Annotated in this window: 13 protein-coding genes; 9 read left to right on the top strand and 4 right to left on the bottom strand. The window is 60.4% G+C overall.

Annotated features, from left to right (window positions below):
• The first annotated feature begins 47 nt into the window (after positions 1-47).
• A complete protein-coding gene (locus DBR30_RS12705; protein ID WP_033138893.1) occupies positions 48-770 on the top strand; it encodes a methyltransferase domain-containing protein in 723 nt (240 codons plus the stop codon).
• Here DBR30_RS12705 and rnhA read toward each other — a convergent pair.
• The gene (rnhA, locus tag DBR30_RS12700; protein WP_005353268.1) at positions 758-1,222 is read right to left on the bottom strand and encodes a ribonuclease HI; all 465 of its coding nucleotides are present in this window, start codon (positions 1,220-1,222) and stop codon (positions 758-760) included. The genes DBR30_RS12705 and rnhA overlap by 13 nt on opposite strands.
• Before the next feature lie 79 nt (positions 1,223-1,301).
• On the opposite strand from rnhA, the gene dnaQ reads away from it, so the two are divergent.
• Entirely contained in the window at positions 1,302-2,036 is a 735-nt protein-coding gene (gene dnaQ / locus DBR30_RS12695; protein ID WP_108541973.1) for a DNA polymerase III subunit epsilon, read from the top strand.
• A complete protein-coding gene (locus DBR30_RS12690) occupies positions 2,033-3,298 on the top strand; it encodes a TIGR03503 family protein (protein WP_108588372.1) in 1,266 nt (421 codons plus the stop codon). The genes dnaQ and DBR30_RS12690 overlap by 4 nt, the downstream gene beginning before the upstream one ends.
• Positions 3,299-3,391: 93 nt before the next feature.
• On the opposite strand, the gene DBR30_RS12685 is transcribed toward DBR30_RS12690, so the two are convergent.
• Positions 3,392-4,909, bottom strand: coding sequence for an HD domain-containing phosphohydrolase (locus DBR30_RS12685; protein ID WP_108541974.1), 1,518 nt, complete (start codon positions 4,907-4,909; stop codon positions 3,392-3,394).
• Between the two features lie 324 nt (positions 4,910-5,233).
• Between DBR30_RS12685 and DBR30_RS12680 the strand changes: the two genes are divergently transcribed.
• The 6 genes from DBR30_RS12680 to DBR30_RS12655 all read left to right on the top strand — a co-directional run bounded on the left by DBR30_RS12680 (position 5,234) and on the right by DBR30_RS12655 (position 12,258).
• Complete coding sequence (locus DBR30_RS12680) at positions 5,234-6,037, top strand: siderophore-interacting protein (RefSeq protein WP_108541975.1); 804 nt, start codon at positions 5,234-5,236, stop codon at positions 6,035-6,037.
• 278 nt (positions 6,038-6,315) lie between these two features.
• Positions 6,316-8,283 (top strand): TonB-dependent receptor domain-containing protein, encoded by a 1,968-nt coding sequence (locus DBR30_RS12675; protein WP_108542006.1) that lies wholly within the window; start codon positions 6,316-6,318, stop codon positions 8,281-8,283.
• A 109-nt stretch (positions 8,284-8,392) separates the two neighbouring features.
• Positions 8,393-9,409 carry a FecCD family ABC transporter permease gene (locus tag DBR30_RS12670; RefSeq protein WP_108541976.1) on the top strand — a complete coding sequence of 339 codons (1,017 nt, stop codon included), beginning with the start codon at positions 8,393-8,395 and terminating at the stop codon, positions 9,407-9,409.
• A gap of 7 nt (positions 9,410-9,416) precedes the next feature.
• The gene (locus tag DBR30_RS12665; protein ID WP_108541977.1) at positions 9,417-10,454 is read left to right on the top strand and encodes a FecCD family ABC transporter permease; all 1,038 of its coding nucleotides are present in this window, start codon (positions 9,417-9,419) and stop codon (positions 10,452-10,454) included.
• Positions 10,454-11,257 carry an ABC transporter ATP-binding protein gene (locus tag DBR30_RS12660; protein WP_042055512.1) on the top strand — a complete coding sequence of 268 codons (804 nt, stop codon included), beginning with the start codon at positions 10,454-10,456 and terminating at the stop codon, positions 11,255-11,257. Before DBR30_RS12665 ends, DBR30_RS12660 begins: the two co-directional genes overlap by 1 nt.
• Before the next feature lie 83 nt (positions 11,258-11,340).
• Positions 11,341-12,258, top strand: a complete 918-nt coding sequence (locus DBR30_RS12655) for an ABC transporter substrate-binding protein (protein WP_108541978.1) — start codon at positions 11,341-11,343, stop codon at positions 12,256-12,258.
• Positions 12,259-12,362: 104 nt separating this feature from the next.
• On the opposite strand, the gene DBR30_RS12650 is transcribed toward DBR30_RS12655, so the two are convergent.
• Together DBR30_RS12650 and DBR30_RS12645 are read right to left on the bottom strand one after the other, a co-directional pair.
• Positions 12,363-12,725 (bottom strand): copper-binding protein, encoded by a 363-nt coding sequence (locus DBR30_RS12650; RefSeq protein ID WP_108541979.1) that lies wholly within the window; start codon positions 12,723-12,725, stop codon positions 12,363-12,365.
• 71 nt (positions 12,726-12,796) lie between these two features.
• The coding region (locus tag DBR30_RS12645; protein ID WP_108588371.1) for an efflux RND transporter permease subunit at positions 12,797-15,461 on the bottom strand (2,665 nt) is incomplete at its 5' end.

Raw genomic sequence — 15,461 nt, 5'->3', positions numbered from 1 at the left:
ATCTTATATAACAGGATGGCGTTCGAAACCCCGAGTTGAGCCCTATTATGCAGGTGGCACGTACCGAACAACAAATCGAGATCCCGACCAGCTGGTCTGCATTGCCTATGGGGGACTGGGTGGCGGCCGAGATCCAGGAGCGGCTCGACAACTGGTGTCCCAATCTGTTTGGGTATCATCTGCTGAAAATTGGCGCTCTGAGCGCCGAACTCTCCTGCAAACGCTCCTCCATTCGTCACCAGATCGGTGTCGCCCCCGGCGGGCGGCTGCTCGACATGTATGGCGATCCCCTCGATCTGCCGGTGCGGACCGGCAGCGTCGATGCCTGCCTGCTGGCCCACTGCCTCGATTTCTCTGCCGATCCTCATCAGGTGTTGCGCGAAGCCGAAAGGGTGCTGACCGACGATGGCTGGCTGATCATCAGTGGTTATAACCCCATGAGTCTGGTCGGGATCGGTCACTGTGTGCCGTTCTTGCGGCGCAGAATGCCCTGGTCGGCACGGATGTTCACCCCGGGGCGGGTGACGGACTGGCTGCATCTGCTGGGATGCGAGGTGATGTTCGACGAGCGTTTCGGTTACTCGTTTATGGGGAAACAGAGCTGGCACAGTTGGTGGCGGGAGAGTATCGGGCGGGATTATTGCAGGGCATTTGCATCGGTATACGTGATTGCGGCCCGTAAACGGCGCTTTCCACTGATCCCGGTGCGGCGGCGCTGGCAACTGCCAAAGTCCCTCGCCACACCGGGAATGGCCCGTCAGGGCTGGTAGCCGGTATCCTCGGCCAGATCCTTGCCGCAGGCGGCCTCTCTGGCCAGCTCGTCGCACCGTTCGTTCTCCGGGTGGCCGGAGTGACCCTTCACCCAGAGCCACTCAATCTGGTGGCGACCCACTTCCGCATCCAGCTCCTTCCAGAGATCGACGTTTTTGACCGGTTGCCGGTTGGCGGTCATCCACCCTTTCTTCTTCCAGCCGATGATCCACTGGGTGATCCCCTGGCGGACATACTGGCTGTCGGTAGTGAGGCGCACCTTGCACGGTTCGTTGAGGGTACGCAGCCCCATGATGGCGGCCATCAGCTCCATCCGGTTATTGGTGGTCAACTTGAATCCGGCGGAAATCTCTTTGCGGTGCTTGCCGTAGACCATCACGGCCCCGTAACCACCCGGGCCCGGATTGCCGAGGCAGGAGCCGTCGGTATAGACATCAATCTGTTTTAACATGAGCAATCAATCTGTTTTAACATGAGGCTTGGGGTAAACTAGCGAGTAAGTAAAGCCGAAGTTTGACATAGATTGGATCATGAACACACCCCAACTGAATCGCCAGATCATTCTGGATACTGAAACCACAGGTATGAATACGGCGGGCGGCCCTGTCTATCTGGGGCACCGCATTATCGAAATCGGCTGTGTGGAGGTGATCAACCGCAAGCTGACCGGTAACCACTATCACGTCTATATCAAGCCTGATCGTCTGGTCGACCCGGAAGCGATCCAGGTGCATGGTATTACCGACGAGTTCCTGCGTGACAAACCGTCGTTCAGCCAGATTGCCGACGAATTCCTCGAGTTCATCCGCGGCGCCGAATTGATCGCTCACAACGCACCGTTTGACGTGAGCTTCATGGACTACGAGTTCAGCAAGCTCGGACTCAACTTCAAGACGGCGGATATCTGCACCATCACAGATACCCTGGCGATGGCGCGGGATCTCTTCCCCGGCAAGCGCAACAACCTGGATGTGCTGTGCGATCGTTACGGTATCGACAACTCCCACCGTACCCTGCACGGGGCTCTGCTCGATGCGGAGATCCTGGCGGACGTCTACCTGCTGATGACCGGCGGCCAGACCAAACTCAATCTGGCCACCGAAAGCAACGAAAACGAAAGCAATCAGGACACCAGTATTCGCCGGTTAGAGAGCAACCGACCCGCCCTCAAGGTGGTGCGTGCCAGCGCCGAGGTTCAGGCCCTGCACGAGGCGAGACTGGATCTGGTAAATAAGAAAGGAGGAAGTTGTCTGTGGCGGCAATGAGCAAGTGGTGTGCCGGTCTGCTGCTATTGCTCTCGCTGGGGGCGACGGCGACCGAGGTATTTGCCCCTTCCGATATTCCGCTGCTGGATAACCGCTTTCGCATCGATTACGGCGTGAAGGAGATCACCTTCATCATCAAGCGCAAGCCGGGCACCCCGTCCGTGATCCTGGTTCGCCCCGATGGCAGCAAGCTTTACGTGGGCAAGGTCAAACCTGCCGATGTGGGTTGGCTGGCGTTGCCGGAGCATGATCTCATTACCCTGCGCAATCCCATGCCGGGCCCCTGGCAGGCGATTGGCGAGGTGGATCCCGACAACCGGGTGCGCATTCTCTCCGATATCCGGCTCGATATCGCCGCCCTGCCGATGCAGCTCTATCAGGGGGAGGTGGTCAAGCTCAAGGCGTGGTTGCTGATCAATGGTCAGCCGCCGAAAGATAAATACTATCTCTCTGACCTTGGCATGACCGTCAAGCTGCAATCGTTCAGCGATGCCGATAAGAAAGAGGTCGTGCTGGATCAAGTACTTGGCCACTATCGCGATGATGGCAAGGGGCTCGACGAAGTGCCGGGCGATGGCATTATGACGGCGGAGGTGACGCTGCAGGATATTCCCGGTGGCAAGTACCGCGCCATGTTCAGCACGGGCAATCAGGTGTTTGTCCGTGCCCGTTATCAGGATGTGCTGCTTTACCCCTATCCGTTCAGCTATAACTTGTCGCCGCCTTCGGATGAGCTGGGTGCCAAGCTCTCACTGCTAATCGACCGTGATGAGCTGGATCCCGCTTCCGTGGTTGTCAAGGGGAGTGTGACCAGCAATGTGGGCGGCCTCTACGAGTTCAGCGAGACCGCCAGCGATCCCAAGCTTGATATCGATCTCTCCAACATCAAGGAGGTCGGTCAGCATGAGGTGAAAGCAACCCTCTATGGCACCACTCGCCTCGGCCGTGAGCTGAAAATCGAGTTGCCGGTGAAAACCTTCAATGTCTTCCCGCCACCGCCGCCTCCTGTAGAGGTGGTGTCGGCCGCCGCACCGGCCTCCAGTGCCGAGGCGACCCATGAAGCTCCTGCAGAGGAGGAAATGGGCTGGCTGATCTGGGCATTGGCGGGTGGTGGTGTGCTGCTTGCGGGATTGGGTGGGGTCGGGTTTGTAGTGATACAAAAACGGCGTGCCCTGAAGCGTGCTCTGGCCGCTGCGCAGGCCGAGAATCAGCAAGCCGGACAACCTGCCGCCAAGCTGGATCTCAATCTGCCAGAGCAGTAACCCTCGTACTGAAGTGGCGTGATGCCAGATATAGAAAACCGCCCTGATAAGCAGGGCGGTTTTTTTGAGTTCATAAACAGAACAAGCCGACTATCAGTGTTCGCCGATATAGACATCCTTGTTCTGCTCGCGGATCTCGAGGAACTTGTCCAGATTGGCCATCATCAGCTCGACCAGCTGGGGGTCGAAATGCTGCCCCTTCTCCTCTTCAATTAGGGCTAGCACCTTGTCCAGCGGCCACGCTTTCTTGTAGCAGCGATCCGAACCCAAGGCATCGAACACATCAGCCAGCGCCACAATCCGCCCCTCCAGCGGTATATCCGTCCCTTTCAGACCACGGGGATAGCCACTGCCATTCCATTTCTCATGGTGATTGCCAGCGATGGTGGCACCAATCTGAAACAGCGCCAGATCGCTACCGGAGAGCATATCCTGCCCGAGCTGGGCGTGGGTTTTCATGATCTCCCACTCTTCCGGTGTCAGCTTGCCCGGCTTGTGCAAGATGGCATCGGGAATACCCACCTTGCCAATGTCATGGAGCGGCGAGGCGCGTTTCACCAGTTCGCTCTGCTCTTCGCTCATGCCCATCAGGTGGCAGAACTGTTCGGTATAGAGTGCGACCCGTTTGACGTGCAGTCCTGACTCTTTGGAACGGGTTTCGACCAGTTCGCCGATGCGATAGATGATCTCCCGCTGGTTGTCGGCGATCACCTCATTGAGACGGATATTCTCCAGTGCCACTATGATGTTTTCGGTAAACAGGGTCAGCAGACTGGTATCGATCTGGCTGAGCTGGCGGGTTGTCTCGATGTGGAACAGCAGGTGGTGGCGCGGATTCTGGCAGTAGAGCACCATCTGGGTGGCGTTATAGACGTTGCAGCGCTTACTCATAGCCTGGCGCAGGATCTCCGGCGCTTCTGTGAGGAGCATGGCGGGATGGCCGGGGAGCAGGGGCTCCAATATTTGATCCTTCACCTCATAGGCGTATTGCTTGACGTCGTATATCTGGGTTTCCCCCAGATGGAGCAGGGCGCTGAGCTGCTCCTGGGCGCCTTCGACAAACTGGCGCAAGGCCCGTTTCTCAAAGATCCCCTTGGAGGCTTCGATAACTTTTTCCAGCCCCTGGCGGTTACTCTCCAGGGTGCGGATATCCCGATAGGATCGCAGGCTGGCCCGCAGCAGGGTGCGCAGCTTCTGGGAGGTGAGCTCGGTTTTATCCTTGTAGTCGTTGATGTCGTAGTTGGTGACCACGTCATCTTCCGGCGCCTGGCCGGGTTGGCCGGTACGCAACACGATGCGTACCATCTTGTTTTGCAGATCTTCACGGACGTATTTGACGACATCGAGGCCGGCGTGGTCGACCTCCATCACCACGTCCAGCAGCAACAGGGCAACGTCCGAGGTAGTGGCCAGCAACTCTTTGGCCTGCGCCGCGGAATAGGCATGCAGAAAATCGATGGGGCGATTGTCAAACTCGAATTTGTTCAAGGTGATTTTGGTGATGCGATGCACTTCAGGCTCATCGTCAACAATCATCACCTTCCAGCCCGCTTGCTGTGCGTCGGGGAGGGAGAGATCGTCATCATCAATAATCAGGATCTGGTCATCCATCATACAATCCTGTTTGGCATCCTGTGCTTACATTAACTGCTTCACTAAGGATAGGAAACTTATTGGGAAATAAAATTTGATCTCGAAAAACTATGGTCGAAATAAGCAAATGGAACCCTTTGTAACTGTGGCTTTGTCCGGCTGCTTTCTTTGCCCAATCATGGAGCTAGCGTGCATAAAGCCTATGTCTGGATTGGGGTGTGGGCGCCAGTGGTTGGGGATGTTTGAATCCAGCTTGTAGCTATTAGACGAGAAGTAATCTTATTTGATAGTAATTCCTATTTGCGTGTAGCATGGGCGACACACTCAACGAGGAGCCCCATCGTGTCCCCATCTCTGCCTCCCAATCGTCCCCGTCTGCTGACTGTCAAAGCCATTACCCAGGTCACCCCCCATTTGCGTCGCATCACCTTTGGTAGCAGCGAACTGGCTGACTATCCCTTTACCTGCGGTGGAGCCCATATCAAGGTGATGCTGGCCCAGCCCCATCAGGTAGAGCCGGTGCTGCCTGCCATGACCCCGAGCGGCCCGCGCTGGAGTGACCCGGCTGACAAGCCGGTGATCCGCACCTACACCATCCGCGCGTTTCGCCGTGATGAGCAGGAAATTGATATCGACTTCGTGCTGCACGGTGACGGCGGGCCCGCCAGCGCCTTTGCTACCCATGCCAAGCCGGGAGAGAAGGTGATCCTCTCCGGGCCGGGTGGTCCCAACCCCATGCTGCAATCGGCCGATCACTACTGCTTGGTGGGGGATCTCACCGCCTTGCCCGCCATCATGGCGATGTGTGAGGTGATGCCTGCCGATGCCAGAGGGGAAATTGCGATTCTGGTGCCGGATCAGGCCGATGCTCAACCGTTGGCGCTACCGGTCGGGGTGCGCTGTCACTGGTTTGTCGGTGAGCCCGAGTCCAGTGGCCTGCTGGAGCATGTGATTGCTCTGCCGCTGGTGCGCGATGGTGGCTTCTTCTGGCTGGGTGGGGAAGAGGCGTTGGTGCTGCCGCTGCGCCGCCATTTTCGGTCTGTGCTCGAGGTGGATCGCCAGTCGCTCTACGCCGTGCCGTACTGGCGTCGGGGCAAGAGTGAAGAGGCCTATCACCAGACCCGTCACGATGTGATGGATAATTAAGCGGATGCGAAAGAATACCTGATTCACTCTTGCAAATAAAAATGATTTGCATTTAGTATTGCGCCGTCCCGATGTCAGTCGGTACGGCGCTTTTGTTATTGATGGCTGCGAGTGGCATAGCACAACGCAGGGCCTGCCGTAATGCACTGATGTTCGGGGTGATGGGGCATGGACGACTGTTCATGCCAATGAACTCCATCACTTTGCACCGGGTCTGGCGAGGTCAGACAGGGATGTCGGTGGTGTTGGCCTTGGTTGTTTTATGTGGAGTGTTGATGATGCGTACATCATCCCGACGATTTGCAGTGCATCCGCTGGTGTTGTCCCTTTTTGCCCTGCCAGTTCTGGCCCAAGGGACTGCGCCTGTCACCGCTCATGAAACTATGGTGGTGACGGCGAGTAAAACCCGGCACAGCGAGCTGACCGCCCCGGCCAGCGTCTCTGTGGTGACCCGGGCCGAGCTCGACAAGCTCAATGTCAATGATCTGACCGGCGCTCTGAAACAGTTGCCGGGGGTCAATATCAGCCCTGCGACCAGCTACGGCCGCAGCGAGATCAAGTTGCGCGGGCTGGAGGGGGATTACACCCTGTTGCTGGTCAATGGCCGGCGAATCAGCTCCCGCGATGCCCTAACCTCCGGTTATGGCAATGATTTCGATCTCTCCGCCATCCCGATGGCGGCCATCGAGCGTATCGAAGTGATCCGTGGCCCCATCTCCTCCCTCTACGGTGCCGATGCGCTGGGTGGGGTGGTCAATGTCATCTTGCGCCAACCCGGGGAGAAGACCGAAGCGGCGGCCACCTATACCTTCAGTGACCCCACCGACGGTCACGGAGGGGATATCAACAAGGCGAGTGCCTATGTGGGCGGGGCGCTGATCGACAACAAGCTGCTGGCCAACCTGGTGGTGGAAGGGAACCACAGGGATGCCTGGCAGAGCGAGCAGAGCATCAACCCCAAGGCCGATGCCATCGAGCAGCGTGAAAAGCTGGGGATCCTCTCCAACGTCAAATGGTTGATCGATGATCGTCAGGATCTGGATGTAGGGATGAACTACGCCAAAGACGATCGGGAGGCCCACTGGAACAACTACGGCCAGACGCCGCGCAATATCCAGCAGATGGAACGACTGGGACTCAACGCCACTCACGTCGGCCGTTGGGAGCAGTTCGACAGCCGGGTCGGCTATGCCTTCGAGCAGGTTGACCTGTTTGACGACTCCGAACTGATGACGGCGCTGAGCAAGACCAGCGGCGATGTGAGCCAGACCAACCACACCTTCGATGGCCAGCTGAGCGGTAATCTGGGCAGCCACCTGCTGACCAGCGGTGCCGAGTACCGCATCACCGAACTCAAGCATAACGTCAACCTCAAGGGGGGCGATGTCAGCGTCAACCAGAGCGCGCTCTATCTGCAGGATGAGTTTGGCTTTGGCGATCTGGCGTTGACACTGAGTGGCCGGGTCGATCACCACGAGACCTATGGCACCGAGTTGAGCCCCCGCGGTTATGCCCTCTACAGCCTGACTGACAACTGGGTGGTCAAGGGCGGGATTGGCAAGGCATTCAAGGCACCGACCATTGCCCAGTCCAACCCGGATTATGCGGTAGCTGCCTGTCGCGGTCGCTGCGCTGTGGTGGGCAACCCGGATCTGAAGCCGGAAACCGCCGTCAGCTACGAGCTGGGCACCGCCTATGATGGTTCGTTCTGGGGCGCCGGGGTTACCGTCTTCCACAACGATATCAAGGACAAGATCCAGAGCGAGGCATGGACCTCCACCTGGCGTCCGGCGGTGATGACCTATCAGAACGTCAGCAAGGCACGCATCAAGGGGGTGGAGCTGAGTGGCTGGTTTGATATCACCGATACCCTGACCCTTTCCAGCAACGTCACCCTGATCGACGGAGAGGACAAGACCAGCGGCAAGGATCTCTATCGGACGCCGGAGCATACCGCCAGCGCCAAGCTGGAGTGGCAGGTCATCGAGAGCCTGAGTACCCAGCTCGGCTGGAACTACACCGGCAGCCAGATCCTGCCGGTTCCGCGCATGAGCGGCACCACCTATGAGACCACCGCCGGATTCCACACCCTGGATATCGGGGCAGTCTGGAACGCCACCCGGGCACTGGATCTGAAGTTCGGGCTCAACAACCTGACCAATACCAAGCGTGACTGGGTTGCCACCGAGGCCGATCAGATCCTCGACGGGCGCACTGTCTATGCCGGTGTGGCCTACAAGCTGTAATGGCTGAACGGGAGCCCGCACTGGCGGGCTTCCGTTGTTGCCACGGTATCACCTCGGATGACGGCTTTTGTGTCAACAAGATGGCATTGCAATCATAAGGAGTTAAAGGGTGTTTAGAGACCAGACCTCGCTGTTCTGGCTGGGATTGTTCCTCCTGTTCGTACTGCTTTATCTTTCGCTCGCCACCGGTGCGGGCGTCTATGGTGCCCGTGAGGTACTCGGCTACCTGATGGGAGATACCCGCTGGGCTGGTGACGAGAAGCTCGCCATGGTGCTCAATACCTTGCGACTGCCGCGCACCCTCTGTGCCATGGTGGTCGGCGCCTCTTTATCTCTGGCTGCCTCCTTGTTGCAGAGCGCGACCCGCAACCCGCTGGCGGAGCCCGGCCTGCTGGGGGTCAACGCCGGGGCCGTCTTTGCGCTGGTGGTGGGGCTTACCTGGTTCGGGGTGGAGTCCGCCTACGGCTATCTGCTTTGGGCCGGACTCGGCGCGCTGCTTGGTAACGTGATTGTGCTGGGGCTTGGCATGATGATTGGCCGCTCCAATCCGCTGAAGCTCATTCTGGTCGGGGTGGCGCTCTCCGCTACCTTCGGCGGTCTCTCCAGCTTTCTGCTGCTCTCCAACAAGATGGTGCTGGAGCAGTACCGCTTCTGGAACCTCGGCTCCCTGTCGGCGGCCAATCTTGATGCCATCATAGCCGTGCTGCCCTTCGTGCTGGCGGCGTTTGTCATCACCTTGCTGCTCTGTCGCCAGCTGACCCTGATGCAGATGGGGGACAGTCAGGCCCAGGCGCTCGGTATCCGCCCTAACCGGGTGCGAATTGGCGTGCTGTTGGCCGCCACCCTGTTTACCGCCAGTGCCATCGCCATCGCCGGTCCCATCGGCTTTGTCGGCTTTCTGGCCGCCTACTGTGGCCGATTGGTGGAACCGGTGAAGCTGTTGGTACAGGTCTGTTTCTCCGCCCTGTTCGGCATGCTGTTTCTGTTGTTGGCCGACATTCTGGCGCGCTGGCTGATCCAGCCGTTCGAGCTGCCGAATGGCGTCATTCTGGCCCTGATCGGCGCGCCTGTGCTGATCGCCATTGTTCATCGCGGGGGCTTTCGTACCCTGCTGACCGTCAAGTGAGGGGCTGATGCGCACACCTACCGATATGCTCTGCCTGCGGGCCGGCAACTGCTCTTTGCTGATCCATCTGCCGAGCTGGCGTTGGCTGGCTCTGCTGGCCATGGCGCTGCTGGCGCTTGCTCTGCTGGCCCTGAGCGTTGGCGGCGGCAAGCTCGGCTTTGCCGGGGTGGTCAACACCCTGCTGGGGGAGGGGACCCGGCTTGAGCAGCTCACCCTGTTCAAGATCCGGCTGCCGCGCATCCTTGGGGTTGTGGTGGCGGGGGCGGCCATGGGGCTCTCCGGCTGTCTGGTGCAGACTCTGGTTCGCAACCGGCTGGCCACACCCGACATGGTGGGGGTCAACAACGGGGCCTCTCTGGCCATCATCGTCTTCTCCCTCTACCTGACCGTGGGCAGCTGGCCCTGGTGGGCTGCCCCCATCGGTGCCATCTTCGCGGCGCTGGTGCTCTATGCACTCTGCCGCAAACCGGGTGAGCAGGGCTATCTGTTCGTGGTGATCGGTATCGGCCTCTCCGAACTGTTCGAGGCGCTCGGCCAGTTTGTGATGTCCACTCAGGCCCTGCTGCACCTGAGCTCTCTTTATCTGTGGAATATGGGCAGCTTTATCGCCGTGGGTTACAGCACCATCACCCCCATCGCCATCCTGTTGCTGTTGCTCTGCCCCTGGATTGTCTATCTCTCCCGCTCGCTGGCGGTGCTGCGCTTTGGCCCCGAGATGGCCAGAGGACTTGGTATCAACGGCGATCGGGTGCAACTGGGCATTCTGGCGCAGGCCATTCTGGTGGCGGCACTCGGCACCGCCATCGGCGGCCCCGTGGTCTTTATCGCCATGGCGGCCCCCATTCTTGCCTCCTGGCTGGTGAAAGACCGGGTAGTGCCGCTCTGGCTGGCGGCGCTTAGCGGCGCCCTGCTGCTGCTTGCCAGCGATACCCTGGTCCGGGTGCTGGCCAGCCCCCACGAGGTGGCGACCGGCATCATGACCCGCATTCTCGGCGGCCTGTTGCTGCTGTTTCTTCTCGTTAACGATCGCCAGAGGGCTGACTGATGACGCTCACCGTAAATCGCCTCCATTTCGCCTATCAGCAGACCCCCATTTTGCGGGACATCTCTTTCAGCGTGCCGAGGGGCAAGCTGGTGGGGATCGTCGGCCCCAACGGCTGCGGCAAATCGACCCTGCTCAAGCTGTTATCCGGCCAGATGAAAGCCCAACGCGGCGAGATCCTGCTTAAGGGCAAGCCGCTCGCCAGCTACCCCATGAAGGGGCTGGCGCGGGAGCTCGCCTATCTGCCCCAGCGGCCGACCCTGCCTGCCGGCATTCTGGTGGAGCAGTTGGTGCAGTATGGCCGCCACCCTCATCAGGGCTGGTTCAATCAGTGGGGTGAGGAAGATGCCCGCATGGTGCGTATTGCCTGCGAGCGAATGCAGCTTGAGGGGATCTGGCAGCAGAGCGCTGCGTCCCTCTCCGGCGGGCAGGCACAGCGGGCCTGGCTGGCGATGATCCTGGCGCAGGACAGCGACATGGTGCTGCTCGACGAGCCCACCAGTGCCCTCGATATCGGTCACCAGACCGAGGTGATGGAGGCGATCCATCGCATCACCGCCGAGGGCAAAACCGTGCTGCTGGTGATCCACGATCTGGCGATGGCGGCCCGCTACTGTGACGAGCTGATCGCCATCGGCGAGGGGACCATTGCAGCCATGGGCCCGGCCCGGGAGGTGGTGACCAAATCCCTGATCGATCAGCTCTACCAGACCAGTGTCGACATTCTGCATGCCCCCGGCGACGGGGCGCCCATTATCGTGCCCCGTCGTCACGAACATGGCCGCACCCTGCGTTCGGCGAGTTGAGTCATATGGGCCTGTTCTGTGGGCCCACCGAGTGTATTCACGCGGCCGATTATCCGGGCCGTGCAACGAGAAGGAGTGAGATGATGAAGCGTTTTGCCGCCCTGGCAGCAGCCATCCTGATGCTGGCCGCGCCGCTGGTTCAGGCGCAGGAGATGCGTGAAGTGACCGATGCGTTTGGCCAGAAGGTGCAGGTGCCAGCCCAGCCAACGCGGGTGGTGGTGCTGAGCGAGCTGGAACTCGACAGTACCCTGACCCTGGGGCTGACCCCCATCGGCGCCGTCAATGGCCGTGGTCAACCTACCTTGCCCCGCTACTTGCTGAACAAGGCGGATATGGGGATCCAGGTGATCGGCGATCTCGACAGCCCCAATCTGGAGTCGCTGATTGCGCTGGAGCCCGACCTTATCCTGACCGGCCAGACCCGTCCCGAACTGCTTACCTTGCTGGGGGAGATCGCGCCGACCGTGGTGACCAGCAAGTGGGGGGAGCCGTGGCAGGATAGCTTCCGCCGCACCGCCCACACCCTCAACCGCGACCAGCAAGGGGATACTTTCTTGCTGCAGTATGCCGAGCGGTTGACTCAGGCCCGCAGCAAGCTGGCCAATCATCAGGGGGAGAGCATCAGCATAGTGCGCTGGAACCCCAAGGGGCCGAGCTTTATGTATCAGGGCACCTTTGCCAGCAGCGTAGTGGAGTCGATGGGGCTGGTGCGTCCGGGCAAGCAGCAGGGTACTGGCGCGCCCCACTCACCGGCGCTCAGTCTGGAGTCCCTCAACCTGCTGGATGCCGACTGGCTGGTAGTCGGTACCCTGAGCGCCACCGGTGATGCGGTCGATGCCATGCGTCAGGCAGAGCAGACCCCGGCGTTCCAGCAGTTGCCGGTGATCAAGGCCAAGCGTTTTGGCGCCGTGGACGGGTCGCTCTGGACCTCCAGCGGTGGCCCGCAGGCGGCATTGCAGGTGATTGCAGATGTGGAGCAGTTGCTGGCAACCCGCAGCTGAGCTGCCATTGCACAGCTGGGGTTGACCAAAAAGTTGACCAAGAGAAGAGGGAGGCCGATGCCTCCCTCTTCTCTTATCCGCGCGGCCCCACGCTAGCCGGGTGTTTACTGCGGTTGGATTTGGGTGATGGTGAGCTTGCCACCCGGGTTCTCGGCATGAAAACGCACCGCATCCCCCACCTTCAGATCCTTGAGCTGGGCCGGATCAGCCACCCGAAAGACCATGGTCATGGCGGGCATCTTGAGGTTGTCGATGACTTCGTGCTTGATACCGACCTTGCTGCTGGTCGCATCGATGCGAGTGATGACTCCCTTGGTCATCATCATGTCGCCCATCTCGCTCATGCCCTCCATTTGCCCCATCTGGCTCATGTCGTGGCCCTGATGGTTCATCATCTCGGCAGCCTGCAGGCTGGTGTGGGTAGCGAGGCCCATCAGCAGGGTCAGTGTCAGCGTCTTGTAGTTCATTCTGGTTTCCTTGTTTGGCTTATGGAGTTGCAACGGGGTTGCTGTTTGTCTGGTTGAAAATGGTCTGTTCATCAGTGTGATGGCTCCTGCTGATCCGCGGTGGTCAGCTGCTGTAGGGTGCGACTACGCCACAGGTAGTAGGCGGCGGGTAGTACCAAGAGGGTCAGCACCAGCGCGCTCACCATGCCGCCGATCATGGGGGCGGCGATGCGCTGCATCACCTCGGAGCCGGTGCCGTGGCTCCACATGATGGGCAACAGGCCGGCAATGATAGTCACTACCGTCATCATCTTGGGGCGCAGGCGCAGGGCGGCGCCGTGGATCACCGCCCGGTGCAGGCCCGCCTTGTCCGGCTTGCCGCTGGCGATGAGGTCATCCCAGGCGTGGTTGAGGTAGACCAGCATCAAGACGCCGGTCTCCACCGCCACTCCCGCCAGGGCGATAAAGCCCACCCCGACCGCTACCGAGAGGTTGAAGTCGAGCAGCCAGAGGGTCCAGATCCCGCCCACCACTGCCAGCGGCAAAGTGGAGAGAATGAGCAGCACCTCCTGAATACGGCGAAACGCCAGATAGAGCAGCAGCACGATAATGGCGACGGTTAATGGCACCACGTAGGCGAGACGCGCCTTGGCCCGTTCCATGTACTCGTATTGGCCGGACCAAGTGAGGGCGTAGCCCGCCGGCAGCACCAGCTGCTTGCCCACCTCGGCCTTGGCCTCAGCTACAAAAGAGCCGATATCGCGGCCGCGAATATCGACGTAGACCCAGCCGTTGAGGCGCGCGTTTTCACTGCGCAGCATGGGGGCCTCGTCGCTGATATAGACCCGGGCCACATCCGCCAGCGCGATACGTGCGCCGCTCGGGGTCACCACCGGCAGCAGCTCCAGACTGGCTACCGAATCGCGATAGCTCTGGGGGTAGCGCAGGTTGATGGGGTAGCGCTCGCGCCCCTCGATGGTCTGGCCCACCTCCATGCCGCCCACCGCGGTGGCGAGCACCGCCTGCACATCGGCAATGTTGAGGCCGTAACGGGCTGCTTTGAGCCGGTCGATATCCACCTTGACGTAGCGGCCACCGGCTACTCGCTCGGCGTAGACCGATGAGGCTCCCTCCACCTTGCCGACAATCTGCTCCAGTTGCTGGCCGAGCTGCTGGATCACCTTGAGATCGGGCCCCGCAATCTTGATGCCGACCGGGGTCTTTATACCGGTGGCCAGCATGTCGATGCGGGTCTTGATGGGGGGTACCCAGGCGTTGGTGAGGCCGGGGAAGCGGATAAGGGAGTCGAGCTCTTCTTTGAGCTTCTCCGGGGTCATGCCGGGGCGCCACTGATCGCGGGGTTTGAGCTGGATGCTGGTCTCCATCATCACCAGATCGGCGGGGTCGGTGGCCGATTCGGCGCGGCCCGCCTTGCCAAACACATTCTGCACCTCGGGCACGGTACGAATGAGCTTGTCAGTCTGCTGCAAAATCTCCCGCGCCTTGCCCACCGAGATATTGGCCGCGGTGGTGGGCATATACATGATGTCCCCCTCATCGAGCGGCGGAATAAACTCGGAGCCCAGGTACTTGAGCGGCCAGAAGCCCGCCACCGTCACCACGGCGGCGATGGCCAGGGTGGTTTTCGGGCGCGCCAGCACGGTCTTGAGCAGTGGCACATAGCCCTGGCTCAGCCAGCGATTCAGCGGGTTGGCCTGCTCCGCCAGCACCTTGCCACGGATGAAGTAGCCCATGATCACCGGCACCAGCGTGATGGCGAGCCCGGCCGCCGCCGCCATGGCGTAGGTCTTGGTGTAGGCGAGGGGGTGGAACATCCGCCCCTCCTGTGCCTCCAGCGCGAACACCGGCAGGAAGCTGATGGTTATGATGAGCAGGGAGAAGAAGATGGCGGGCCCCACCTCGATGCTCGCCTCGGTGATGATGCGCCAGCGGTTCTTGTCGGTGAGTGCCTCCCGCTCCATGTGCTTGTGGACGTTCTCGATCATCACGATGGCACCATCCACCATGGCGCCGATGGCGATAGCGATGCCGCCGAGCGACATGATGTTGGCGTTGATCCCCTGCAGGTGCATCACGATAAAGGCGGTCAAAATCGCAATAGGGAGGGAGATGACCACCACCAGTGACGAGCGCATGTGGAACAGGAAGGCGAGGCAGACCAGCACCACCACCGCGAACTCCTCCACCAGCTTTCCGGAGAGGTTGTCGATGGCGCGCTGGATAAGGTCGGATCGATCGTAGACGGTGACCACCTCCACCCCCTCCGGCAGGCTGCTTTTCAGCTGGGCGAGCCGCGCCTTGACCCCGTCGATGGTGTGCTGGGCATTCTCGCCATAGCGCATGACGATGATGCCGCCTACCACTTCCCCTTCGCCGTTGAGTTCGGCCAGACCGCGCCGGCTCTGGGGCCCGGTGACTACGTCCGCCACGTCACCCAGCAGCAGCGGGGCGCCGCGCACATTGGTGCCGAGCGGGATCTGTTTCAGATCCTCGACGCTCTTGAGATAGCCGTTGGAGCGGACCATGTACTCCGCTTCAGCCATTTCGATGACGGAGGCGCCGGTCTCCTGATTGCCCTGCTTGATGGCGGTCTCGATAAGGGAGAGCGGGATGCCGTAGGCGCGCAGCTTGTCCGGGTCGACCCGCACCTGATACTGGCGCACCATGCCGCCCACGGTGGCGACCTCGGAGACCCCCTCCACCGTCTGCAGCTCGTACTTGAGGAACCAGTTCTGC

Source organism: Aeromonas sp. HMWF017, assembly GCF_003061465.1.
Classification (GTDB): domain Bacteria; phylum Pseudomonadota; class Gammaproteobacteria; order Enterobacterales; family Aeromonadaceae; genus Aeromonas; species Aeromonas veronii.
The sequence above is the reverse complement of the archived record's forward strand: the minus strand, read 5'-3'. Positions and strand labels throughout refer to the sequence as shown.

Coding starts and splice junctions, on each gene's coding strand:
- DBR30_RS12705 (WP_033138893.1), top strand. CDS start 48: ATGCAGGTGGCACGTACCGAACAACAAATCGAGATCCCGACCAGCTGG.
- DBR30_RS12690 (WP_108588372.1), top strand. CDS start 2,033: ATGAGCAAGTGGTGTGCCGGTCTGCTGCTATTGCTCTCGCTGGGGGCG.
- DBR30_RS12650 (WP_108541979.1), bottom strand. CDS start 12,725: ATGAACTACAAGACGCTGACACTGACCCTGCTGATGGGCCTCGCTACC.
- DBR30_RS12675 (WP_108542006.1), top strand. CDS start 6,316: ATGCGTACATCATCCCGACGATTTGCAGTGCATCCGCTGGTGTTGTCC.
- DBR30_RS12660 (WP_042055512.1), top strand. CDS start 10,454: ATGACGCTCACCGTAAATCGCCTCCATTTCGCCTATCAGCAGACCCCC.
- DBR30_RS12685 (WP_108541974.1), bottom strand. CDS start 4,909: ATGGATGACCAGATCCTGATTATTGATGATGACGATCTCTCCCTCCCC.
- DBR30_RS12665 (WP_108541977.1), top strand. CDS start 9,417: ATGCGCACACCTACCGATATGCTCTGCCTGCGGGCCGGCAACTGCTCT.
- dnaQ (WP_108541973.1), top strand. CDS start 1,302: ATGAACACACCCCAACTGAATCGCCAGATCATTCTGGATACTGAAACC.
- rnhA (WP_005353268.1), bottom strand. CDS start 1,222: ATGTTAAAACAGATTGATGTCTATACCGACGGCTCCTGCCTCGGCAAT.
- DBR30_RS12655 (WP_108541978.1), top strand. CDS start 11,341: ATGAAGCGTTTTGCCGCCCTGGCAGCAGCCATCCTGATGCTGGCCGCG.